This window comes from Mycobacterium sp. 852002-51613_SCH5001154, from assembly GCF_001667425.1.
GTDB lineage: Bacteria > Actinomycetota > Actinomycetes > Mycobacteriales > Mycobacteriaceae > Mycobacterium.
Genome location: NZ_LZII01000007.1, coordinates 1 through 23,835 on the forward strand (window position 1 = coordinate 1; position 23,835 = coordinate 23,835).

Genomic DNA, 23,835 nt, shown 5'->3' on the forward strand with positions numbered 1-23,835 from the left:
CCGATCTGTCGACGGCGGGGGCGGCAGCGGCATCGCCGCGCCCGGTATCGGCGCCGGAGGCACGGCTCCCGGGGGGCCAACCGGGTCACCGGGCAAGCCGGTGTAGGCCGACACCGCGGGCGGGATCTCGGGCGCTGCGGGTTTCGGACCCTCGCCGCCGGGCGCCAGGCGCGGTTCGGTGTAGAGGATGTTGGCCGGGTCCACCGACTTCTGCAGGAAGATGTTGATGGGGATCGGCAGGTTGTTGAAGTTGAGGACTCGCAACCCAGGACCGAGGAACAGGGAGCACAGCTTGCCCGACTCCACCGCGGTGACGTTCTCGATGGCGCCGAGCGCCGTGCAGCCCGGGACGGGGAGCGGAACCATCAAACCCGAGAACGTGGGGTTGGCGAAGTTCATGATCCCGAACCCTCCCACGATGGTTCCGGTGTCGGCGTTGTAGTCGTTGAAGAAGTTGCCGAGCGCATTGGGCGCCGCGTGCAAGATGTTCTCCAGGTCCATGTGGTGATCGACCAAATTCTGTGTGACATCGGCCAACCGGGCGATCTGCTCGCTGGTCTGGTTCCGCGTCCCGGCGATGAAGCGCTGCACCTCGCCGACCGCCGTCGACAGATCGGTCAACGCCGCGTCGAGGTCGGATTTGCTGTCGTTGACCACACTGGTGAGCGTCGCCAGGCGGTCGTTGAACTGCACGATCTGGACGTTGCTGTCGCGCAGCGCGCCGACGAAGGTCTGCAGGTTCTTGATGATGTCGACGATGTTGCCGCTGCCGTTGGCGAGGATGCGGCCCACCCCCGACAGTTGACCCAGGGTTTGCCGCAGCTTGTCACCGTTACCGTCGAGCGCATTGGCGGCGCTGTCGATGAACCGGCCCACCGACGTGCCCGATACACCGCTCTTGGGTCCCAAATCCGTTGCCAACCGCATCAATTGGGTCTTGACCTCATCCCATTCGACCGGCACTGCGGTCCGCTCGACCGGTATGACCGCGCCGTCGTGCATGACCGGCCCGGTGTCTCGGTAGGCCGGCGAGAGCTGGACGTAGCGGGCAGACACCAGATTCGAGGCGACGATCACCGCCTTGGCGTCCGCCGGGATGGGCACGCCGTGGTCGACCTTCAGGGTCATCTTGGCCTGTGTGCCGTGCGGCTCGATGGATTTGATGTTGCCGACCTTGACACCCGAAACCCGCACCTCGTCGTTGGGGTAGATCGCGGTGGCGGTGGTGAAGTAGGCGGTGATCGTCTGCTGCCGGAACAACGTGTTGCGGACGAGTACGGCAGCTCCGGCAACGATCAGCCCGACCAGGACGATCCCCACCACGGCAGTCAGTCGGTTGTGGCGGATCACTGTGATCCTCCGACCCTGCCGCCCAGCGTGCAGCCAGGGCACACCGGAATACCGTTGTAGGGCCAGGGAGTCAACGACCGAGGCAGCGGCGACGGGTAGCCGGGGCCCTTCGAAGTGTCGAAGGTGCGGAATCCCCAGAGGTAGTCGATGATCGGCTGGAAGAGTTGCGGCGCAAGGAAGTTCGGGACGAACGCCTGATAGGCGTACATGCTGGAAATGCCCTCACCGACCGTGATCTGGAACTTCTTGAGGCCCTGCATCGCCTTGCCGATGTTGTCGCGGTTCTTCTCCAGCATCGCGGTCACCGAATTCAGCCTCTCAAGCGTCGGTGCCAGTTTGCTTTCGTTCTCGTGCACCAGAGCCGTGAGCTGTTTGGCGACCACCGACGTGTTCGCCAACAGGTCCACGATCTCTTGGCGCCGAGCCACCAGCACTTGAAGCAGCGAGCCGGAGTTGAGGATGAGTTTGTTGACCTGCTGGCTGCGTTCGGAGAGAACCCCGGTGACGTCGCCGGCGCTCTTGAACAGCTCGCCCAGACTCTTGTTGCGGCTGTTGAGGGTACGGGACAACCGGGTGAGCGCGTCGAAGGCCGGGCCCATTTGGGGCGCGATCTGGTCGAGGGTGCTCGCCAGCGTGTCCAGCGACCGGTTCAGCGCCGCGGTGTCGGTTCCAGCCGTGTCGGTCGTCAAGTCGCTGACCGCTTCCGTCAGCGAGTAGGGAGAAGACGTGCGCGAGACGGGAATCAGCGTCATCGGATGCATCGTGCCGCTGCCGGCGGAGTCCAGCGCCAGCATCCGCTCGCCCAGCAGCGTGCCGGTGCGGATGTGCGCGGAAGTCTCCGACCCGAGCAGGATGTTGCCCTTCATCACGAACGTGACCAGAGCATCGCCACGACGCAGCTTCACATCCGACACCGTGCCGACCTTCACGCCCGACACGATCACGGGGTTGCCCGTCGCAAGGCCACCGGCTTCCGTGAACAGCGCCTGGTACCTGACCATCGTCGCCCACGAGATGAACCGGTCGGGCGACAGGCCGACGAGGATGACCAGCACCGCCAGAACGACGCCGATGAGTCCGGCCTTGACGAGCCCGGCTCCGTGATACTTGAGCATTAGGGTTCAGTGCACCTTCCAGCGTCTGACCTGAATATGGGGGCTTTCACAGTCCGGCCCTGAAGGTCCGTGCCGCGGAGCTCCAACTGGCAGAGGTAGTACGGGATGGTGGCCCCGTCCGCGCCGAGCCGAACCAGCTTGCGGTAGTTCCTCGGCGCCTTGCCGATTGCGGCGTCGAGGCGGTCCTTGTCGTTGTCGAGGATCGGCGCCAACCGATTCAACTGATCGATGGTGCCCGACAGTGGCGGCCGCGCGTTGCTCAGCAGATCCGCCAGCGAGGCGGTTCCGCTGTCCAGGGCGTCGATGGCGGAGCCGATGGTGTTGCGGTCGTCCGACAGCCCGCTGACCAGCCGCTCGAGGCGATCGATTGCGCCGGAGAACTTGGTGCCGTCCTTGGAGATCGTGCCGATCACGACGTTGAGGTTGTCGATCAGTTGCTGCACGGTTTGATCGTTGTCGGCCAACGCATTTGAGAACGACGTCGTCTTGGCAAACAGCGAGTCGAGCGTCCCGCCCTGGCCCTGGAAGACCTGCAACAATCCCGCGGTCAACGCGTTGACGTCGCGCGCGTTCAGGCCCTGGGTAACTGGTTTCAGTCCGCCGAGCAGCAAATCGAGGTCGAGCGCGGGCGCCGTCCGGTTGACCGGGATCTGACCGCCGGCGGGCAGGTGCTTGGTCGAGCCCGGGCCATCGACGAGCTCGAGGTAACGATCGCCCACCAGGTTCAGGTAGCGGACCGCCGCCCTGGTGCCCTCGGTGAGGACGACGCTGCGATCGGCGTCGAACTCCACCACCACTTTCTTGTCCGGCTGCAGCGAAACACTATTGACCGTGCCGACCCGGATACCGGCGACCCGCACCGACTGCCCCGCCTTGAGACGCGAGACGTCGGAGAACACCGCCGTGTACCCGGTCGTCGCACCCGTCCGGTACTGGCCGAAGATGAAGAACAGGAAGGCGGTCAGCATCGCCATCACGACCGCGAAGATCGTGAACTTGATAAGCGTGGCGCGTGTTCTCATCCTGGCATTCCCACCTGGGCGGAGTTGCGCGGCGGGCCGGCGATCGGTCCGTACAACAGCTGCTTGAGGAGATCGGAGTTGATCAGTACCTGCGGGTTTCCATAGCCCACCGGGTCGGCACCGATATCGGCGATGAGTTGCTTCGGGTGTGTGTTGAACGGCAGGTTCGGCAGACCCATGCACTGGGGGCCACCCGTGGCCGCAACCTTGGGCAGGTTCGTCGGATAACGGTAGCGCTCACCGCCCCAGGTGAGGCTCGCCGAGATGTTGATGCTCGGCTCCGACAGCGGCGGACCATGCGAGATGTTGATCAACCCGCCGAAACCACAGGTGAACACCTCGTGATATTGGTTGGTCAGGTCGAGCGTCGGCACCAGCAGATGCATTACGTTCGTCAGCGGTTGGCGGTTGGTCGACAAGACGTCGTTGCCGATGTCGGCCAAGCCGATCGCGCTGATCAGCAAGGCATCCAAATTGCGCTGCTCGTCGACGATCGTCTTGCTGATCCGGGTCGCGTTGGCCGCGGTCTTCACCAGGTTCGGTGCCGCGTCCGCGTAGGCGTTGGACACCACCGGTAAGACCGAGAGGTCATGCCTGAACGCAGGCAGGCTCGGCTCCAGCTTGGCCAGAAACGAATCCAGATCGCTCAGCGACTGGCCCAGCTGTGGGCCCCGCCCACTGAACGCTTGTGCGAGCGCACCCAGCGATTCGTTGAGCTTGGGCGGGTCGATCTGCTCGAGAACCGAAACGAGTTGCTGGAACACGGTATTGACTTCGACCATGACGTGCTGGCCTTCCAGCGTCTGGCCACCGTGCAGGCGCTGGGCCGCGGGCTGTGCGGGTTCCACCAGCTGGACGGACTTCGCGCCGAACACCGTCGACGACGCGATGTCGACAAGCACGTTGCTGGGAATGAAGCGCAGTTGCGACGGGTCCATCGCCAAGTGAATGGCCGCTTGGCCGTTCGGCAGCGATTCGACCGAGGCGACCTTACCCACCTGCACGCCGCGCATCTTGACCTTGGCATCCGGGTTCATGACCAGGCCGGCGCGTTGCGAGATCACGGTCACCGGAACGGTTTCGGTGAAAGAGCCCTGAAACAAACCGACCGCCACGGCGAAAATCAAGCCAATGATGAGGACAGTCGCCAATCCGAGCAACGGCGCCAGATAGCTTCGCCCGGCGGGCCGGGCATGGCCGGCGCGCGGAGGTCGCCCGGCGGCCGCGCGACCCGCTGGCACTCTCTGCGTCACTGCCGTTCCACCTCCTTCGCTAACCGGACAGGTTGAAGTTGCCGTTCGTACCGTAGATAGATAGCGAGACCAACAGCGTTACCGACACCACGACGATCAGCGAGGTGCGCACTGCGTTACCGGTCGCGTTGCCGACACCGGCAGGTCCCCCCGAAGCGAAATAGCCGTAGTAGGTGTGGATCAGCAGGATCGTGAGCGCCATCAGGATGGCCTGCAGGAATGACCACAACAAATCAATTGGGTTCAGGAACGTGTTGAAGTAGTGCTGGTACAGACCCTGCGATTGGCCGAGCAAGAACGTCGTGGTGAACTGACTGGCCACGAACGACAGGATGACGGCGATCGCGTACAACGGCGTGATGGCCAACATTCCGGCCAGGATCCTGGTGCTCACCAAGTAGGCGACCGGCCGAATCGCCATGCTCTCCAACGCATCGACTTCTTCGTTGATCCGCATGGCACCGAGCTGAGCGGTCACCCCGGCGCCGAAGGTGGCCGCCAGACCGATCCCGGCGACCACCGGTGCCGCGATGCGCACGTTGATGAACGCGGACAAGAAGCCCGTCAGCGCCTCGATGCCGATATTGCCCAGCGAGGTGTAGCCCTGAATGGCCAGGGTTCCGCCCGCCGCCAGCGTCAGGAAGCCGACGATCACAACGGTTCCGCCGATCATCGCCAAAGTGCCCGCGCCCATGCTGATCTCGGCAACCAGCCGAACGACTTCACGCGTGTAACGGGTGGCGGCGAAGGGCACTCCGGCCAGCGCCTTACCGTAGAACAGCGTGTGGTCGCCGATCCGCCCCAACGAGGCGACCGGCCTCTCGAATTGGCGGATTAATCGCGGATATGTGGCCCTCAGCGCCATTGGCTGCCCCTACTTCGCCGTCATCTTGATGCCGATCGCGGTGACGACCACGTTGACGACGAACAGGGACATGAAGGCGTACACCACGGTCTCGTTCACCGCGTTGCCGACGGCCTTGGCGCCCCCGCCGGTGATCGAAAGGCCCCGATAGCAGGCCACCAAGCCGGCGATGAGGCCGAAAAGGGCTGCCTTGACGCACGAGATGATGACCTCGGGCACGCCCGTGAGCAACGTGATACCCGCGGCGAACGCGCCCGGGTTGACGTCTTGCACAAAGACCGAAAAGACGTAGCCGCCAAGTACGCCGATGATCACAACGAGGCTGTTGAGCAAGAAGGCGACCAATCCGGACGCCAGCATGCGCGGTGTGACCAAACGCTGCACCGGGTTGATGCCCAGCACCTCCATCGCGTCGATCTCTTCACGGATCGTTCGTGCTCCCAGGTCCGCACACATTGCCGTAGCACCCGCGCCCGCCACGATCAAAACCGTGACCAACGGTCCGAGCTGGGTGACTGCACCGAACGCGGCGCCCGCACCGGATAGATCCGCCGCGCCCAGTTCGCGCAGGAGGATGTTGAGCGTGAAGCTGACGAGGACGGTAAACGGGATGGCTACCAACAAGGTGGGAGCCAGCGACACCCGTGCGACGAACCAGGACTGCTCCAGGAACTCCCGCCACTGAAACGGCCGACGGAACGCGAACTTGACCGCATCCGCCGACATTGCGAACAAGGCCCCGACGGCCTGCATAGGCCCCGACATGTCCCATTTCAGCCTCAGCTGGGGCAATCCCGCTGACCAGTGGTCCGCTCCCTTAGTTGCCATCGGCCTCAGGCTCTTTCCCGAGTTACGAGACTGACAGTCTTGTTCTCGCTTACTGACTGTTGTAGATTTGACTCAACCGACGGCCACGGGGGCGTGTTGGAGACGTCGAAAGGCCCTGTGGGCGACCGGAATCCGGCATATGCCTCGGGCATGACAGCGCTGTCCATCCTCACGCCAGGACCTCCGTTCTGTTGCGTGAGTAGACGCTTCAAAACGTGGGGCCCCGTGTCTTGAAGCGTCCGGCGATTATGACTCATGCTGAGTCCGGGTGGAACGGAAAATGCATAACCGTTATCGGACAAGCCATCAGCACACCGCTTAGCCAGGACGATTGAGGCACAACGGACGCGACGGTCGGCACAAACATTGAGGGCACCTCCGGCTCTAGGTGACGGCGCCGGCCGTCTTGAGTTCGATGATGCGGTCCCAGTCGAGTCCGAGTTCCATCAAGATGTCGTCGGTCTGCTCGGCGAAGCCGGGCGCCGGGCCGGTCTGTGGGGCCGCGACGTCGAACTGGACCGGGTTAGCGACCAACTCGAGTTCGCCTGCCTGCACGATGTACTCGTTGGCCCGGATCTGCGCGTCTTTGGCGGCTTGCAGGGTGTCCTGCACGGGCGCCCAGGGACCGGCCAGCGTTGCGAAGCGTTCGCTCCACTCTTCGAGCGTGCGGGTGGCGATGACCTTGGTCAGGATCTCCACCGCCTCCGCCGTGTTGGCGGCGATCTTCTCCACCGTTTCGAAGCGCGGGTCCTCGGCCAACTCCGGCAGGTCAACATGCCGGCAGACGTCGGCCCAGAACTTGGTGGGCTGCATCATCACGAAGGAGATATAGCGACCGTCGGACGTGGTGTAAAGCCCGACCAACGGGTTGTTGGGAGCGCCGTGCACCCCGGGCGGCGGCGCTTCAAGCCGCTGGCCCAGATGGTTCGTCAGCGCGACCGTGTGCCCCATTGACCAAAGACCGCTGCCGAGCAGCGACACATCGACCACGGACGGCTCGTCGGTGCGCTCCCGTTTGAGCAGCGCCGCCGCGATGCCACCGGCGAGGTTGGTGCCGGAGATGGTGTCGCCGTACGCCGGACCGGGCGGCGCGATCATGCCCGGCATGCCGGCGGGGGTGATCGTCGCTGCGGTTCCGGCCCGGCACCAGAACGCGGTCATGTCGTAGCCGCCCTTGACCGCCTCCTCGCCCCGCGGGCCGAGCGCGCTTCCGCGCGCGTAGATGATCTTTGGGTTCACGGCCCGAATGTCGTCGACGTCGATCCCGAACTTCTGACGGGCGCCGGGCAGGAAGCTGGTGAGGAACACATCCGATCGGCGGGCCAGCTCGTAGAGCACCTCCTTGCCCTCGGGCACGGACATGTCCAGCCCGATGCTGCGCTTGCCGCGGTTCGCGTGCTCGATGTTGGGGTTGGGGTCACCTTCGACGCGCAGCATGCCGGTCTGTCGCAGCCCTCGCTGCGGATCGCCGGTCACCGCGTGCTCGACTTTGACCACGTCGGCGCCCCATTCGGCGAGCACCGCACCCGCCGACGGGACGAACCCGTACATGGCGACTTCCAGGACGCGGATGCCCTCGAGCGGCCTCACGCCGTGGCCCGCCGCACCGCCGGGACTGCATATGTTTTGCGTTCCAAGAATTCCTCCAGCCCGGCCACACCCATCTCGCGGCCCACCCCCGACTGCTTGAAGCCCCCGAACGGGCTGTCCGCGCCGAAGTAGTTGCCACCGTTGATCGAGAAGGAGCCGGTCCGGATCCGGCGCGCCACCGCAAGCGCCCGGTCCTGGTCGCCGCTGAAGACGGCGCCGGCCAGGCCGTAGATCGAGTTGTTGGCGATGCGCACCGCGTCGTCGTCATCGTCGAATGCGATGACGACGAGCACCGGCCCGAAGACCTCTTCCTGAGCGATCTCGCTGTCGGGATCGACGTTGGTCAGCAGCGTCGGTGCGTAGAAGTAGCCCGGCTCCAACCGCTGGCCCCCGGTGACCAGGGTCGCGCCTGCGGCAACGGCCCGCTGCACCATGCCGTCGACCTTGTCCCGCTGGCGCTCGTTGATGAGTGGGCCCATGTAGGTTTTCGGATCGGCCGGGTCGCCGTGGCGGACCTTGGCGAAGTTCTGTGCGATCAGCCCGACGATCTCGTCGTGATGCGACCGGGGCACCAGCAGCCGGGAGGTCAGCGCACACCCCTGCCCCGCGTGGGTCACCATGCTGAACGCCGCGAACATGGCCGCGCCGGCGAAGTCGGCATCGTCGAGCACGATGGCGGCCGACTTGCCGCCCAGTTCCAGGAAGACGCGCTTGACCGTTTCGCTCGCGGCGGCCATGATCTTGCGCCCCACCGCGGTTGACCCGGTGAAGGTGACGACGTCGACGCCGGGACTGGTGGTCAGCGCCTCGCCCGCTTCGGGGCCCGAGGAGCTGAGCGCATTGACCACGCCGTCGGGTATGTCGGTGTGATTGGCAATCAGCTCACCGAGCGCCAGCGTGACCAACGGCGTATCCGGCGCGCCCTTGAGGACCACGGTGCACCCGGCTGCCAGCGCGGGGGCCAGCTTCGCCAGCGCCAGCTGGTTTGGGTAGTTGTAGGCGATGATCGCGGCGACCACCCCGGCCGCTTCCTTTTCCACCCAGCGGTGGTGGAGCATGCCGCGCGATTCTTTCTCGCCGAGGTCTTCGGAGAACGCGTAGCTGCGAAGCAGATCCGCGTAGAAGCGCACGATGCCGATCGGCTCGTCGAGCTGGGCGCCCTGGGTCAGCGCTCGGGTGGCGCCCACTTCGGCGATGGTCAGTTCCCGCAGCTCGTCGGCGTGTTCGAGCAGCGCCCGGTGCAGTTGGTCGAGGCAGCGGATCCGCAACTCAACGTCGGTGGGCCAACTGGTGGTGTCGAACGCAGCCCGGGCCGCGGCGATCGCCGCTTCGGCCTCCTCGGCACCGGCATCCGGGGCGTGCCCGATGACAGCGCCGGTGGCGGGATTGATCGACGCGAAGGATTTATCGGTGGTGACCAGCCGGCCGCCGATCAACAGTCGGCGGTCGGCGGTTGACCCAGGCGCGGCGTCCGCGATGGTCGCTGCAGTCGCAGTGGCGGGCTCTGCCGTGTCCTGGGCAGGCATTCCGTACCCCCTAATGTGGTGACGGTCACGATAATTTGATTCTCTTCCCCGGCGAATCTTACATTCGACTCTCGATAATTCAAGAAAGTCTCAGGAATCAGGACGGGCGGCTGACCAGCAACGCGAACGTCGACGGGCCGCCGTGTCGAGTAGTTTGACGCAGGCCGAACAGGGTTTCCAGAGTGTGTTGCACCACACTCTGGCGTGAGAGTAAGGTTCTCATAATTGTAAGCGAGATTCTTTGTGACTGAGACGGTCACCTTTGGAGTAGAGGCCTCAACGTGAAGACTGCGGTGGTCACCGGTGGCGGATCCGGCATCGGCCTTGCCGTCGCGCAACGGTTGCGCGCCGACGGTCTCGACGTCGCCACGATCGACCTCCGGCCGTCGGACGGCGACCATTCCTTCACGGCGGACGTCACCGACCGACCGCAGGTGGACGAGGCCTTCGCCGCGATCCGCGCGAAGCTCGGGCCGATCACCATTCTCGTCAACGCCGCGGGCCTGGACGGATTCAAGCGCTTCAACAACATCGCGTTCGAAGACTGGCAACGGGTCATCGACGTCAACCTCAACGGCGTCTTTCACACCATTCAGGCGGTCTTGCCCGACATGATCGAGGCGAAGTGGGGACGCATCGTCAACATCTCTTCGTCCAGCACGCATTCCGGGGCTCCCTACATGAGCCATTACGTGGCGGCCAAGTCCGCGGTCAACGGGCTCACCAAATCCCTGGCGCTCGAGTACGGCCCCAGCGGCATCACCGTCAACGCGGTGCCGCCGGGCTTCATCGACACCCCGATGCTGCGCGCCGCGGCGCAGAACGGATTCCTGGGGGACATCGACGAGACCATCGCGCGGACCCCGGTGCGCCGGATGGGTAAGCCGGAAGACATCGCGGCGGCATGCGCTTTCCTGGTGTCCGACGAAGCCGGCTACATCACCGGTCAGCTCTTGGGCGTCAATGGCGGTCGCAACACCTGAGCGGTGACGATTCGTCAGCGGTGTCCGGAAACCAGATCAGGTGAGAGGAGACAGCCCGTGAAGGTTTGGGTGGATTCGGAACGATGCCAGGGCCACACCCTGTGCGCGATGATCGCGCCGGAGTCGTTTCAGCTCAGCGACATCGACGGCAGTTCTTCTGCAATCGACGAAGTGGTCCCCGTAGACCGGCAGGACCAGGTGCGTGAAGCCGCTCAATCCTGCCCGGAACAGGCCATCGTCATCACCGACGACGCCTGAGTCCGGCATCCCGGTACTGACCGACGAAATACCTAGGGAGACAGAGCTTTGAGTGTCGACGACGTCGTCAGCGACAGCGACCGCAAAAAGAACCGGTACCACTTCGATCGGCATTCCCCGGAGTACCGGTCGCAGTTCAAGTCGATCACCAAGGAGATGCACGCCAAGTGCCCGATGGCGTGGAGTGAGACCTACGGTGGGCATTGGGTCGCGGCGGGCAGCCACGAGGTCTTCGAGCTGGCCCGCTGCCCGGCCGTCTCCAACGATCACGACATCAACGACGAACGCCGTGGCTACAAAGGCATTTCGATCCCCACCGCCAGCCGGGTCAGCGTGGTGCGCGGCGGCATCCTGGAGATGGACGATCCCGATCACCGCATTTACCGCACCGTGCTCAATCCCTACCTGTCGCCGGCAGCGGTCAAGCGCTGGGAGCCGTTCATCGACGACGTGACGCGCGCCTGCCTCGACGAAAAGATCGAGGGCGGCAGCATCGACTTCGTCGACGATCTGGCCAACATCGTTCCGGCCGTCCTGACGTTGGCGATGATGGGCATCCCGCTGAAGAAGTGGAACATGTACAGCGAGCCGGTCCACGCCGCGGTGTACACGCCCGAACATTCCCCCGACATCGAGCGCGTCACCGAGATGCACAAGCAGATGGGCCTCGACATGGTGAACAACATGCTCGAGATCCGCGAGAATCCGAGGCCGGGAATCGTGAATGCCCTGCTGCAGATGCGCATTGACGGGGAGCCGGCGCCGGACCTGGAAATTCTGGGGAACCTCGGCTTGGTCATCGGCGGCGGCTTCGACACCACGACGGCCCTGACCGCCCATTCGTTGGAGTGGCTTTCCGAGCATCCCGAGCAGCGGGAACTGCTCAGCAACGAGCGCAAAACGCTGCTCGACCCCGCCACCGAGGAATTCCTGCGCTACTTCACCCCCGCCCCCGGCGACGGCCGGACATTCTCCGACGATGTCGAGCTCGACGGCACTCAGTTCAAGGAGGGTGAGCGGCTGTGGATCTCGTGGGCGATGGCCAACCGCGATCCAGCCGTGTTCCACGACCCGGATGACATCGTGCTGGACCGTAAAGGCAACCGCCACTTCAGCTTCGGCCTGGGCGTCCATCGGTGCGCCGGGTCGAACGTGGCACGCACGGTGTTCAAATCCATGCTCACCGCGGTGCTCGATCGGATGCCCGACTACCGATGCGACCCCGAAGGCACCGTCCACTACGAGACCATCGGCGTCATCCAGGGCATGCGCAAACTGCCGGCGGCCTTTACGCCCGGCCGCAGGGTCGGCGCCGGCCTGGACGAAACCCTGGAGAAGCTGCAGCGCATCTGCGACGAACAGGAACTCGCCCGACCGATCACCGAACGCAAGGAAGCCGCGGTAATCGATTGAGCCACCCCAGGCGGCCGGGCGCGTTACCCAGCCGAAAGTGCGCCGTTGACCCCCGCAATTTTTACGAGTAGGCCTGTTCAACGTGACCGCGCCTTATATTTGCAGCAACCGCGTGCACAGATGGGAGACGCATCGGTGAAGATTTTCGCGCTGAGCCTTGCGCTCGCCATGGCCGCGCTGACCCTCGAGCCGACCGCCCACGCGGACATCCAGGTTGGCAACTACCGGCTGGACACGCCACGCGACCCCGGCCACAGCTGGATTTGGGCCATCCGACCGTGCCGATACGACCAGGGACCGGAATGCCTGACCATCCAGGCGGTTCCGCAACCCAACGGGCAAGCGGCGTTCTGGAACGCCAACGCCCACCTGGTCAACGGCCGCTACACCATGGCCGTCGATGTGCCCGACGGTGTGCGCTGCGTGGTCCAGTTCTTTCCCTCGCACGACGTCTACTCGTGGGACCCGGTGACGATGGCGGGTCAGGTGGACTCGACGTTCGACACCGGCTGCGGAGGCGGACCGGGGGGCACCAACAGTTGGCCGTTCTCGCTCGTGCGATGGTAGCCGCGTGAGGCGCACAGCGAGTCGGTCGATGATGAGGGCGACGGACAGCGAGCACGATGGCTGAGTCGAAGAGACCACAAGATTCGGCGACCTCGAAAGCCGACGTGCAGGCGTTGCTCGAGGAGGCCGAGGCCGAAGCGGCCGAGGCCGAGGCGCTGGCCGCCGCGGCGCGCGCCCGCGCCCGTGCCGCCCGGCTCCGGCGTGAAGCGCAGGCCCAAGCAGAGGCCGAGGCCGAACCGGAGGCGGAGGCGGAGGCGGAGACCGCCGAAGAAGCGCCGGACGCCGACGAGGACACCGCCGACTCCGGCGAGCCGGAGACCAAGGACGATGTCACCGACACCGTCGAAGCGGCCGGCCAAGCGGAGGCCCTTAAAGAAGAAGACGTCGACGAAAACCCGGACGAGTCGGGGTCAACATCCAAGCCGGGCCGCTCGCGGCGACGCCCGCGGGTGCCATCGTGGTCCGTGACATGGAAAGTGGCCGTCGTCGTCGCCATCTGCGCCTTCGTAGCGGCCAGCGGATACATGATGTGGGAGCGTCATGAAACCGCCGAGCGCAACCAGCGCACCGCCAACTTCATCGCGGGGGCCAGACAGGGCGTCGTCAACATGTTCTCGATGGACTTCAATCGGGCCAAGGAGGACGTTCAGCGGGTGATCGACAGCTCGACCGGCCAGTTCAGGGACGACTTCCAGCAGCGCGCAAAAGATTTCACCACCGTCGTTGAGCAGTCCAAGGTGGTCACTCAGGGCACGGTGAACGCGGCCGCCGTCCAATCCATCGATGGGAAGTCCGCGCTGGTACTCGTGGCGGCGTCGTCGCGGATCAGCAACGCCGCGGGCGCCAAAGACGAACCGCGCAATTGGCGGCTCAAGGTGACCGTCACGGATGACGCCGGGCAATACAAGATGTCCAAACTGGAGTTCGTTCCATGAGCGAGGACAACCACGGCAGCGACGCCGGGAAAGCGTCTTCCAAACTCACCGAAGACGGCGCACGCAGCGAACCCCGCGCGCGGCGCAACGTGAAAGCCGTTCCCATCGTCCTGATTTCGCTGCTGCTGCTTTCCGGTGGCGTGGCGACCTGGCTGTACTTCAAGCAGTACCGGCCCGATAAACAAACCGACCCCGGCGTCGCGAGCGCCGTCGTAGGTGCGGCGTCGGACGGAACGGTCGCCTTGCTGTCCTATTCGCCTGACACTCTCGACAAAGACTTCGCCGCCGCAAAGTCGCACCTGTCCGGGGATTTCCTGTCGTATTACAACCAGTTCACCGACCAGATCGTCGCTCCGGCGGCCAAACAGAAGGCGCTGAAGACCAGCGCGCGGGTGATAGGCGCCGCGGTCTCGGAGTTACATCCGGACTCGGCGGTGGTGCTGGTGCTGGTCGACCAGAGCACCACCAGCAAGGACAACCCGGACCCCGCGATGGCGTCCAGCAGCGTGCTGGTGAGTTTGACCCGAGTCCACGGCCAGTGGCTGATCACCAAATTCGACCCGGTCTAGACCCGTCGGATGCCGCTGCCGCAGAGCGGAACTCGCGAACCGACGTCGCGCCGCTGCGCTAACCGCGTGGGAGGCCGAGCACCCGTTGGGCGATGATGTTGCGCTGGATTTCGGAGGTGCCCCCCGCGATCGTCCCGGAAAAGCTGCGGGCGTAGCGCTCGAACCAGCTGGCGAAATAGTGGTCGAGGTTCATGTGCGCGTACGGCCCGGTCAGGCCCGGGTGAACGAGCCCGTCGGAGCCCGCCGACGTCAGTGCAAGCTCCATGCCACGCAACTCGGCCTCGGACCCGAGCAGCTTGAGCACCGAGATTGCCGCCACGTCGTCTTCGCCGCGCGACGCGCGAGCCAGCGCCACCGAACCGAGCAGGCGCAACGCCTGCTTGTCCATGATCGTGCTGGCGTACTGGTCGCGCTCGACCTCGGTGCTGGGATGGAAGTCGTCGATCATGTTGTCGAGCCGATCGGCGAAGCCCAGCCACATCATCGTCCGTTCGTGCCCCAGCGATCCGTTGGCGACCCGCCAGCCCTGGTCGGGCTCACCGACCAGATTCTCGGCCGGCACCCGGACGTCGGTGAAGAACACCTCGTTGAAATCAAGATCGTCGGCACCGCAGATCGACGGGAACGGACGGCGCACCAAGCCCGGGGTGTCGGTCGGGATGATCAGCGCGCTGATTCCCTTGTGCTTCGGCGCATCTGGATTGGTACGCACAAAGGTCAGCAAGACGTCGGCGTCGTGGGCGCCCGAAGTCCATACCTTCTGACCGTTGACCACGAAGTGATCGCCGTCCAGCACCGCGCGGGTGCGCAACGACGCCAGGTCGGAACCCGCGCTGGGCTCACTCATCCCGAGTGACGCGGTGATCTCGGCCCGCAGGATCGGGACCGCCCAGCGCCGCTTCTGTTCGTCGCTGCCGAACGACAACAGCGAAGCCCCAACGATGTTCACGCCCTGCGGGTTGAAGCTGTGGTAGATCCGCCGTCGGCTGAGCTCTTCAAGATAGACGAACTGCTGAATGACCGTCGCGTTGCGACCACCGAACTCCGGTGGCTGGCTCGGCAGTAGCCAGCCGTTGTCGAACAGCAGCCGCTGCCAGTCGCGTGCCCACTGCGGCATGTGGGAAACCGACCGCGGCCGCTCGAGCGTTTCGCTTGCGGAAGGCAGGTTCTCGTCGAGGAAGGCCGCGAACTCCGCGCGGAACTCCTCGACGTCGGAGTCAAAAGTCAGCTGCACGGTATTCCTCCGCGATCCGCGCCCGGTGCTCGGCGGCGCCGCCGAGCATCAGCTCACCGGCTTTGGCTCGCTTCAGCGCGAACTGCAGATCGTTCTCCCACGTGAATCCCATTGCGCCGTGAAGCTGTAAACCGTGCCGGAACACCAGCGACTGGCACTCCCCCGCCGACGCCTTGGCCATCGCCGCCGCGAGCCGGCGGCGAGGATCGTCGGCCGCGATGGTCAGCGCCGCGAAGTACGCCAGGGCACGGGCCCGTTCCACCGCTACATGCATGTCCGCGGCCTTGTGCTGGACGGCCTGGAACGAGCCGATCGGCACACCGAATTGCTGACGGCTGCGGACGTGTTCGAGCACCAGATCGAGAATGCGTTGGCAGGCACCGACCATGGTGATCGCCATGCCCGTCAGGGCCGTGTGGTGCGCGCGTTCGGAATCGACCGTGAGCCGGGCGCTGTCGGGCACCCGTACGCCGCAGAACGACAGGTCGGCGACGTGCAGGACGGGGTCGAAGACGGCGGCGCGACGCACCGACACCTGGTTCGACCCGGTGATGAACACCCCGGCGTCTGTCACCACCGCCAGGCGGTCGACGCGATCGCCGTCGAGGACATGGCGCGCCGTACCATCCAGCACCCAACCCTCGGCGTCCCGGTGTGCCGCCACCCCGGTGTACACGGCGGTGCCCGATTCGTGCGGGTCGAACTGTTCGGCGGTCAAGGGGGCGAACTGGGTCATCGTCGCCAGGAACGGGGTGGGGTCGGTCGCGCGCCCCAACTCCTCGAGGACGATGGCGAGTTCGACGGCGCTGACCGGATCGTTCAGCTCGGTCCAGCCCTGATCGACGTACGACTTCCACAACGGGCTGGGATCGACACCGTCCTCGGCCACGCCGCGCACCAGCGAGGGCGGGCACTGCTTCGCCACGGCGTCGCGAACGGTCTTCTGCCACAGCCGCTGATCGGCATCGAACTCCAACAGCATGAAGGCCGCCTCCTGTCATCACCGACGCTGCGAGAATATCATTCTCGCACGCGGAAGTAATAATCTCGGAAACCGGTTACGCGGGTGCCATGGGGACGAGCGCCTCCACGACGAAGGAGAAGACCATTGGATCGCGAAACCTATCAGCGGGGGCTGCACATCCGCTCCGACGTGCTCGGCGAGGACTACGTCAACCGGGCCCTCGCCGACGCGGACGACTTCACCCGGCCTCTGCAGGATCTCGTCACCGAATACTGCTGGGGCGCGATTTGGGGTCGCGAGGAGCTGCCCCGGAAAACGCGCAGCATGCTCAACCTGGCGATGATCTCGGTACTGAACCGGCCCAACGAATTACGCACGCACGTCAAGGCGGCGCTGACGAATGGCGTCACCCGCGACGAGATGCGCGAGGTCTTCCTGCAGGTGGCCATCTACGCGGGCGTGCCGGCCGCGGTCGACAGCTTCCGCATCGCGCGCGAGGCGTTCGCCGAACTGGATGAGGGCTAGGGCCGGGCATGGAGGTCGGATTCATCGGGCTGGGAAACATGGGTTTTCCCGTGGCGCGCCGCTTGATCGAGAGAGGCCACGATGTCGTCGCCTTCGACACGCGTGCCGCCGCGCTCGATCGCATCGTCGCCCTGGGGGCGCGCCCCGCGGCATCCTCGAGGGAGGTTGCCGACCGTACCGAAACCGTCATGGCCAGCCTCCCGACGCCGAACGCCTCACTCGAGGTGGCGACGGGTGCGGCCGGCGTGATCGAGGGCGCAAGAATCAAGCGCTATGTCGACCTGTCCACCGTCGGCAGCCGCACAGCAAGGCAGATCTTTGACCGACTTGCCGAGCGGGACATCGTGGCGATCGACAGCCCGGTCAGCGGCGGCGTCGGCGGGGCGGAGAAGGGCGCACTCGCGGTCATGGTGTCGGGGCCGCGCGATGAATTCGACGTCATCCGAACCACGCTCGAGGCGATCGGCCGGCCCTTCTACGTGGGAGACAAACCGGGGTCGGCGCAGACGATGAAACTGGCCAACAACATCCTGGCCGCCAACGTGTTGGCCGCGACAGCCGAGGTCGTCGTGATGGGCGTGAAGGCCGGCCTCGACCCCAGTGTGATGATCGAGGTGCTCAACGCCGGCTCGGGTGCGACGAGCGCGAGCCGGGACAAATTTCCCCGCTCGATCCTCTCCCGGACCTTCGATTACGGCTTCGCTACCAGCCTGATGGTCAAGGACGTGCGTCTGTACCTCGAGGAAGCGGAAGCGCTTGGCGTGCCAACGGACGTCGCCACAACGATCGCCCGCCTCTGGGAGACGACCGCCGATGACCAGGGCCCCGACTCGGACTTCACGACGGTGATCAAACCGCTCGAGAAGGCGGCCGGCGTGATCGTGGGCCGCTCGCCGGCCTAGCCGGCCGGTCCCCCTGAATAGAGGCGGATGGCCCTTATCCGCGATCGGGAGAATGGTATTATCGCAATTCAAGAACCGTACTTGCACGAGGACCGCGAAAGTGGTCGCTACCAGGCACGTTGATTAAACGAAACGCTTACCGGAAACCCGTTGATTGGCCCCCGAGAAGAATGTTAGGTTATCTATCATATGACCCGACTGGGTTCGCTCTGAGTGCCCGAGTCGAAGGATGGCTTTCGTGATCGAACACGCTGACGGAACCAGCACACCGCTCATCGACGCGAGCGTGCACATCTTCTTTCCCTCCAACAAGGCGCTGCGGAAGACCCTGCGTGAGCCGTTCAAGAGCCGAGGCTTCCCCGATTACGAGATGGACTGGTACGGCGCTCCAGGCGGTGAATACGCGCCCAATACCGAGGGCCCGGATCGTCAGTACCCCGGTTCCGATCCGGATTTCGTTGCCAATGAGCTCTTTTCGAAACGCGGGGTCGACATTGCGGTCCTGCACCCGATGGCCCGCGGCATCATGCCCGACCGGCACCTGGGCAGCGCGCTGCACGCCGCGCACAACGAAATGATGGTCTCGGACTGGTTGGAGTCCAGCGAGTTCGGCGAGCGCTTCCGCGGCACCATTCGGGTGAACCCCGATGACATCGCCGGCGCGCTGCGGGAGATCGAGAGGTGGCGTGGGCACCCTCGGGTGGTGCAGATCGGCGTTCCGCTGCAATCCCGCGAGCTCTACGGCAAGCCACAGTTCTGGCCGCTGTGGGAAGCCGCGGTCGACGCCGGACTTCCCGTTGCCGCGCACATCGAAGTCGGGTCGGGCATCGCCTTTCCGCCGACGCCCAACGGGAACACCCGTACCTACGAGCAGTACGTCAGCTTCATGGCGCTGAACTACATCTATCACCTGATGAACATGATTGCCGAGGGCGTGTTCGAGCGCTTCGACGGCCTGAAGTTCGTCTGGGGCGACGGCGCGGCGGACTTCGTGACGCCGTTCATCTGGCGGATGGACACGTTCGGCCGTCCGCACCTCGAGCAGACACCGTGGGCACCGCGGATCCCCAGCGACTACCTGCCCGGTCACGTGTATTTCGTCCAGGGCAGTCTCGACGGTCCTGGCGACACCGAGTTCGCCGGCGAATGGTTCGGCTTCACCGGCAAGGACGACATGGTGATGTTCGGCTCCAGCTATCCACACTGGCAGTGCGGCGATATCAAGAAGCTTCCGCGCGCCCTCTCCGCCGAACAGCGCGAGAAGCTGTGCTGGCGCAACGCGGCGCAGCTCTACAACATAGACATTCCCGCCGGGGTGGGCGCACAGTAGAAGTACGACCTGATACCGAGGAGTTTCAGATGACGTTGACCCATTCGCAGGAGCGGGTTCCCGCTGCCGAGCGCATAGCCGTCCGATGCGTCGACTCAGATGTCCACCCCGCACCCAAGCGCGGAGAGCTCCTGCCGTACATCCCCGAGCCATGGCGCAGCAAATACTTCCTCACCCGCGCCGTGGGTGAGCAGATTTACTACGACGCCCCGGACTACGCCCACTCCTACGCGATGCGGGTGGACTCCTTCCCCGCCAACGGCGAATTCCCTTGCAGCGACCCGGATATGGCGTTTCGTCAGCTGATCATGGAGGCCGGCTCGGACATCGCGATTCTCGAACCGGCCGCCTACCCGGCCCGCCTGCCCGAAGCGCAGCACGCGATGTCGAGCGCGTTGAACGACTGGCAGGCCAATCACTGGCTGGACAGCCACAACAACTGGCACCAGCGCTGGCGCGGGTCGATTTGTTGCGCCATTGAGGAGCCGGCAGAGTCCGTGCGCGAGATCGAGAAGTGGGCCGGTCACCCCTACATGGCCCAGATTCTGATCAAGGCCGAGCCGCGGCCGTCTTGGGGGCATCCGAAATACGACCCGATCTGGGCGGCCGCCACCAAGCACGACATCACGGTGAGCTGTCACCTGTCGCGCAGCCAGTTCGACGAGCTACCGATCCCGCCGGTGGGATTCCCCAGCTACAACCACGACTTCATGGTGACCTACTCGCTGCTGGCCGCCAACCAGGTGATGAGCCTGATCTTCGACGGCGTGTTCGACCGGTTCCCGACGCTGCGGATCGTGTTTGTCGAGCACGCGTTCAGCTGGATCCTGCCGCTGATGTGGCGCATGGATTCGATCTACGAGGCACGCAAGTCGTGGGTCGACATCAAGCGCAAGCCGTCGGATTACGTCAAGGACCACATCAAGTTCACCACCCAGCCACTGGACTACCCCGAAGACAAGACCGAGCTGACCCGGGCGCTGGAATGGATGGAGTGCGAGAAGATCCTGCTCTTCTCCTCGGACTACCCGCACTGGACGTTCGATGACCCACGCTGGCTGGTCAAGCACCTGCCCAAGCACGCCCGCGACGCCGTGATGTACAAGAACGGCATCGCGACCTACCACCTGCCCGAGACCGTTCCGGTCCTCGAGGGTCAGACCAGGGTGCTCTGAGTTGACGGAAGAAACCAAACGGCCCGAGCCCCGTCTCGCCCAGGGCCGCGAGCATGTTGTTGCGACCGTGGACGAGATCCCGCCGGGCAAGCACAAGCTGGTGCCAATCGGGCGGCACGGCGTCGGCGTATACAACGTCAACGGCAGCTTCTATGCCATCGCGAATTACTGCCCGCACCAAGGCGGTCCGCTCTGTTCGGGCCGGGCCCGGGGCCGCACGATAGTGGACGAGACCGCGCCCGGAGACTCGGTCATGGTGCGCGACCTGGAGTACATCTATTGCCCGTGGCACCAATGGGGTTTCGAGCTGGCGACCGGTACCACCGCGGTCAAGCCCGAATGGAGTATCCGGACCTATCCGGTGCGCATCGTCGGCAACGACGTTCTGGTGCAGGCCTAACCACAGGAGAATCGGTGCCTTCAATCGAGATCAATGGGGGAAATGTCGTCTACGAAATCCTCGGTGACTCGGGCGATCTCATTGCCCTGACGCCCGGCGGCCGGTTCAGCAAGGAGATCGAGGGCTTGCGTCCGCTTGCCGACGCGCTCGCCGCCGGCGGCTACCGCGTGCTGCTGTGGGACCGGCCGAACTGCGGTGCTTCCGATGTGCAGTTCTACGGTCAGAGTGAATCACACATGCGCGCCGAGACGTTGCACAAGCTGGTGACCGGGCTGGGCTTCGAGCGCTGCATTCTGGCCGGCGGCTCCGGCGGCGCAAGGGATTCCATGCTGACCACGATGCTCTACCCGGAGATGGTCACCAAGCTCGTCGTATGGAACATCGTCGGTGGCATCTACGGCAGCTTCGTGCTCGGTTCCTTCTACATCATCCCGAGCATCCTCGCGGTGCGCGGCACCGGCATGGACGGCGTGGTGAAGGTGGCCGAATGGCGTGACCGCATCGGAGAGAACCCCAACAACAAACAGCGGTTCCTCGACTTCGATTCCGACGAGTTCCTCAAGGTGATGCTGCGCTGGCTGAACGCGTTCGTTTCCAAGCCTGGACAGACGATCCCGGGCGTCGAGGACGAGATGTTCGACCGGATCAAGGTGCCCACCTTGATCATTCGTGGCGGCGAGAACGATATGGATCACCCGAAGCGAACGTCACTGGAGGTCAGCTGCTTGATCAAGGGATCAAAGCTCATCGACCCCCCGTGGCCGGAGGACGCATGGGAGCGTGCGTCCGAGGACCGCGCGGCCGGGCGGGTGAAGCACTTCAACATGTTCGACACGTGGGTGCAGGCGGCGCCCGCGATCCTCGAGTTCCTGGGTTCGTGATGTCCCTACACGGTGCGAATGTGAACCTCGCAGTTGAGCGAGGCCTCGAGAGCCGTGTGAACCCGGCTCTCGGGAATGCGTTCGAGGTCCTTCTCGCGCAGCGTTACGTACACGATGTCGAAACCGTCGCCCCCGGGCGTCCGCTCGATGTCACCGGTGAGCCCGAAGCCGGACAACACACCGTGGGCGTCGTCGTCGGTCCCCCGGCTGATGAAGGTGACGACTCCCGCAACCGGTTCGGCGGCGAACACCCTGCCGCACAGGCGGATCGCCAAATCTCTCGCCGCGTCGACGTCTTCGGCCGCGATCAGCAATTCGACTTCGCGGCGCCCAGCGGGCATCGACGCGAGGTCGTTCTCGACGACGTCTGCACCCTCCGCACGCGCAAGCCCGAGGAGCGCTGCCATGCCGTCTCGTAGCTGTGGGACCGTGCAGACACTCTCCGGGTCGACATTGACGCGCACGACCGCAGTTCGCATGTGCGCAAGCCTAACTAAGACGATGGCAGGCCAGCCGTGAACACCGCCCAATCCACCACCATCACCACCGCGAACTTTCCCGGTTTGGAACCCCGGCTGCTCTTCGAACAAACCGGCCAAGCCCGCGAGGGCCTCGCGACGTATCGACGGTTCGGCGGCTACCGCCCGCTTGCCGACGCCGATGGATTGCTGAGCGAGGTGGAGGCCAGCGGGTTGGTCGGCCGCGGTGGTGCGGCGTTCCCGCTGGCAATCAAGTTGCGCACGGTGCGCGATAACGGGCGCATTGCCGGCGGTGCCGTGGTCGTCGCGAATGGCGAAGAGGGCGAACCGGCTTCGGTCAAGGACCGCTGGCTGCTGCGCAACCGGCCCCACCTGATCCTGGACGGGCTGCGGTTGGCCGCCGCGGTCGTGGGCACGAACCGCGCCCACATCTACCTCTCCGATCCGGAGTCGGCGCACAGCGTCGAAACCGCGCTCGGCGAGCTCGATTCCGACGCGCTCGGCGATATCACCGTCAGCATGTTGACCGTGCAGCCCGGATACGTGGCCGGCGAGGAGACCGCCGCCGTCCGCGCGATCAACGGCGGGCCGGCCAAGCCGACGGACAAGCCGCCCCGCCCATTCGAAGCCGGCGTCGATGATCGGCCCACACTGGTGAGCAACGTCGAGACGCTGGCCAATTTGCCTTTCCTGCAGCGGCATGGCGCGAGCGCGTTCCGCTCGCAGGGCACATCGCTCTCCTCTGGCACCTTCCTGGCCACCATCACCGGGGCCGGACGCCCGCCAGTTCTCTACGAGCTTCCGCACGGCTTGCCGTTCACCGAACTTCTTGCCCTGCACGGTGTTTCACCGGACCAGGTACGTGGGGCGTTGATGGGCGGCTACTTTGCCGGCCTGCTCAACCGGAGCGTGCTGGAGACAACCTTGGACCACGAGACGATGCGACGTGTCGGCAGCGGTTTGGGAGCGGGCGCCATCGCGGTGCTCACCGACGACTGCCCCGTCGCGGTCGCGGCGTCCGTGCTGGCCTACTTCGACCGTGAAAACGCCGGGCAGTGCGGCTCGTGCTTCAACGGAACGGCGGCCATGGCGGCCGCCGCCGGTGCGCTGCGCGACGGCGCCGCGACGACCGAAGACGTCGAACGGTTGCGCCGCTGGTCGGTGCTGCTGCGCGGACGGGGCGCGTGCGCGACGCTGGACGCCGCCACCAACGTCGCGGCCGGCCTGCTCACACAGTTCCCGGGCGAAGTCACCGCACATCTCGACGGCACGTGCCAGGGCTGCGCCCGCGGCGCGTTCCGCGCCGACCGTCCCTACGAGGCCGAAACTTTGAGGCTGGCATGAAAATCCGCCTGGACCGCACCGTCTGCGACGGTTTCGGCATCTGCGCGAAGTACGCGCCCGGATACTTTTCGCTCGACGATTGGGGTTACGCGTCCCTCATCGGCGATGGCACCGTGGCAGAGGCGGATCGCGACGCCGTCATGCGCGCGCTGATGGACTGCCCGGTCCACGCCATCGCCGAGATCGGCGAGCGCACATACCCCACACCCTGCCCTCCGCTCGCCGACGCGGACGACCCGGCAGAGCGCCTCAAGACCGAGGAGAACGAGGCGGAGTGGGGCTTTACCCGTTGACCCGCTGATCACAAAGCCCGACAGAGCGACGAAC

General features: G+C 65.1%; 25 protein-coding genes. 14 read left to right on the forward strand and 11 right to left on the reverse strand.

Translation table 11 applies throughout. The annotated features are described in order from the left end of the window. From A5750_RS03170 to A5750_RS03205, 8 genes are all read right to left on the reverse strand, one after another. The coding region (locus A5750_RS03170; RefSeq protein WP_197505335.1) for an MCE family protein at positions 1-1,350 on the reverse strand (1,350 nt) is incomplete at its 3' end. After that, positions 1,347-2,465: an MCE family protein gene (locus tag A5750_RS03175; RefSeq protein ID WP_067261166.1), complete on the reverse strand. Its 1,119-nt coding sequence runs from the start codon at positions 2,463-2,465 to the stop codon at positions 1,347-1,349. The genes A5750_RS03170 and A5750_RS03175, both read right to left, overlap by 4 nt. Next, the gene (locus A5750_RS03180) at positions 2,465-3,487 is read right to left on the reverse strand and encodes an MCE family protein (RefSeq protein WP_066957706.1); all 1,023 of its coding nucleotides are present in this window, start codon (positions 3,485-3,487) and stop codon (positions 2,465-2,467) included. Before A5750_RS03180 ends, A5750_RS03175 begins: the two co-directional genes overlap by 1 nt. Continuing rightward, a complete protein-coding gene (locus A5750_RS03185) occupies positions 3,484-4,740 on the reverse strand; it encodes an MCE family protein (protein WP_066957708.1) in 1,257 nt (418 codons plus the stop codon). The genes A5750_RS03180 and A5750_RS03185 overlap by 4 nt, the downstream gene beginning before the upstream one ends. A gap of 19 nt (positions 4,741-4,759) precedes the next feature. Then, complete coding sequence (locus tag A5750_RS03190; RefSeq protein WP_066957710.1) at positions 4,760-5,605, reverse strand: ABC transporter permease; 846 nt, start codon at positions 5,603-5,605, stop codon at positions 4,760-4,762. 9 nt (positions 5,606-5,614) lie between these two features. Next, positions 5,615-6,433 (reverse strand): ABC transporter permease, encoded by an 819-nt coding sequence (locus A5750_RS03195; RefSeq protein WP_066957712.1) that lies wholly within the window; start codon positions 6,431-6,433, stop codon positions 5,615-5,617. Between the two features lie 384 nt (positions 6,434-6,817). After that, a complete protein-coding gene (locus A5750_RS03200) occupies positions 6,818-8,023 on the reverse strand; it encodes a CaiB/BaiF CoA-transferase family protein (protein ID WP_067261169.1) in 1,206 nt (401 codons plus the stop codon). Next, entirely contained in the window at positions 8,020-9,549 is a 1,530-nt protein-coding gene (locus tag A5750_RS03205; protein WP_067261171.1) for an aldehyde dehydrogenase family protein, read from the reverse strand. The genes A5750_RS03200 and A5750_RS03205 overlap by 4 nt, the downstream gene beginning before the upstream one ends. Positions 9,550-9,830: 281 nt before the next feature. Between A5750_RS03205 and A5750_RS03210 the strand changes: the two genes are divergently transcribed. The 6 genes from A5750_RS03210 (at position 9,831) to A5750_RS03235 (ending at position 14,274) form a co-directional block, all read left to right on the forward strand. Beyond that, entirely contained in the window at positions 9,831-10,532 is a 702-nt protein-coding gene (locus A5750_RS03210; RefSeq protein ID WP_066957719.1) for an SDR family NAD(P)-dependent oxidoreductase, read from the forward strand. Positions 10,533-10,589: 57 nt separating this feature from the next. Next, entirely contained in the window at positions 10,590-10,790 is a 201-nt protein-coding gene (locus A5750_RS03215) for a ferredoxin (RefSeq protein WP_066957721.1), read from the forward strand. A gap of 48 nt (positions 10,791-10,838) precedes the next feature. Further along, entirely contained in the window at positions 10,839-12,203 is a 1,365-nt protein-coding gene (locus A5750_RS03220; RefSeq protein WP_066957723.1) for a cytochrome P450, read from the forward strand. Positions 12,204-12,323: 120 nt separating this feature from the next. Further along, the gene (locus A5750_RS03225; RefSeq protein WP_082948252.1) at positions 12,324-12,770 is read left to right on the forward strand and encodes a hypothetical protein; all 447 of its coding nucleotides are present in this window, start codon (positions 12,324-12,326) and stop codon (positions 12,768-12,770) included. 56 nt (positions 12,771-12,826) lie between these two features. Then, positions 12,827-13,705, forward strand: a complete 879-nt coding sequence (locus tag A5750_RS03230) for a hypothetical protein (RefSeq protein ID WP_067261173.1) — start codon at positions 12,827-12,829, stop codon at positions 13,703-13,705. Continuing rightward, entirely contained in the window at positions 13,702-14,274 is a 573-nt protein-coding gene (locus A5750_RS03235) for a hypothetical protein (RefSeq protein ID WP_066957727.1), read from the forward strand. Before A5750_RS03230 ends, A5750_RS03235 begins: the two co-directional genes overlap by 4 nt. A 58-nt stretch (positions 14,275-14,332) precedes the next feature. On the opposite strand, the gene A5750_RS03240 is transcribed toward A5750_RS03235, so the two are convergent. After that, the gene (locus tag A5750_RS03240; RefSeq protein WP_067261175.1) at positions 14,333-15,508 is read right to left on the reverse strand and encodes an acyl-CoA dehydrogenase family protein; all 1,176 of its coding nucleotides are present in this window, start codon (positions 15,506-15,508) and stop codon (positions 14,333-14,335) included. Further along, positions 15,492-16,490, reverse strand: a complete 999-nt coding sequence (locus A5750_RS03245; RefSeq protein ID WP_067261178.1) for an acyl-CoA dehydrogenase family protein — start codon at positions 16,488-16,490, stop codon at positions 15,492-15,494. The genes A5750_RS03240 and A5750_RS03245 overlap by 17 nt, the downstream gene beginning before the upstream one ends. A gap of 126 nt (positions 16,491-16,616) precedes the next feature. On the opposite strand from A5750_RS03245, the gene A5750_RS03250 reads away from it, so the two are divergent. The 6 genes from A5750_RS03250 to A5750_RS03275 all read left to right on the forward strand — a co-directional run bounded on the left by A5750_RS03250 (position 16,617) and on the right by A5750_RS03275 (position 21,685). Next, positions 16,617-16,997, forward strand: coding sequence for a carboxymuconolactone decarboxylase family protein (locus A5750_RS03250; protein ID WP_067261181.1), 381 nt, complete (start codon positions 16,617-16,619; stop codon positions 16,995-16,997). A gap of 8 nt (positions 16,998-17,005) precedes the next feature. Continuing rightward, positions 17,006-17,899: an NAD(P)-dependent oxidoreductase gene (locus A5750_RS03255; protein WP_067261183.1), complete on the forward strand. Its 894-nt coding sequence runs from the start codon at positions 17,006-17,008 to the stop codon at positions 17,897-17,899. Between the two features lie 238 nt (positions 17,900-18,137). Beyond that, complete coding sequence (locus tag A5750_RS03260) at positions 18,138-19,229, forward strand: amidohydrolase family protein (RefSeq protein WP_066957844.1); 1,092 nt, start codon at positions 18,138-18,140, stop codon at positions 19,227-19,229. Between the two features lie 29 nt (positions 19,230-19,258). Then, on the forward strand, positions 19,259-20,404 hold the full coding sequence (locus A5750_RS03265; RefSeq protein WP_066957736.1) for an amidohydrolase family protein: 1,146 nt from the start codon (positions 19,259-19,261) through the stop codon (positions 20,402-20,404). Position 20,405: 1 nt separating this feature from the next. Then, positions 20,406-20,804, forward strand: a complete 399-nt coding sequence (locus A5750_RS03270) for a Rieske 2Fe-2S domain-containing protein (protein ID WP_066957738.1) — start codon at positions 20,406-20,408, stop codon at positions 20,802-20,804. A 14-nt stretch (positions 20,805-20,818) separates the two neighbouring features. Next, on the forward strand, positions 20,819-21,685 hold the full coding sequence (locus tag A5750_RS03275) for an alpha/beta fold hydrolase (protein WP_066957740.1): 867 nt from the start codon (positions 20,819-20,821) through the stop codon (positions 21,683-21,685). 5 nt (positions 21,686-21,690) lie between these two features. Here the strand turns inward: A5750_RS03275 and A5750_RS03280 are convergent, their stop codons facing one another. Beyond that, the gene (locus A5750_RS03280) at positions 21,691-22,164 is read right to left on the reverse strand and encodes a hypothetical protein (RefSeq protein WP_066957742.1); all 474 of its coding nucleotides are present in this window, start codon (positions 22,162-22,164) and stop codon (positions 21,691-21,693) included. Between the two features lie 36 nt (positions 22,165-22,200). Between A5750_RS03280 and A5750_RS03285 the strand changes: the two genes are divergently transcribed. Then, positions 22,201-23,508, forward strand: coding sequence for an NADH-ubiquinone oxidoreductase-F iron-sulfur binding region domain-containing protein (locus A5750_RS03285; protein ID WP_067261184.1), 1,308 nt, complete (start codon positions 22,201-22,203; stop codon positions 23,506-23,508). Then, positions 23,505-23,801: a ferredoxin gene (locus tag A5750_RS03290; RefSeq protein WP_067261186.1), complete on the forward strand. Its 297-nt coding sequence runs from the start codon at positions 23,505-23,507 to the stop codon at positions 23,799-23,801. The genes A5750_RS03285 and A5750_RS03290 overlap by 4 nt, the downstream gene beginning before the upstream one ends. Positions 23,802-23,835 lie beyond the last annotated feature (34 nt).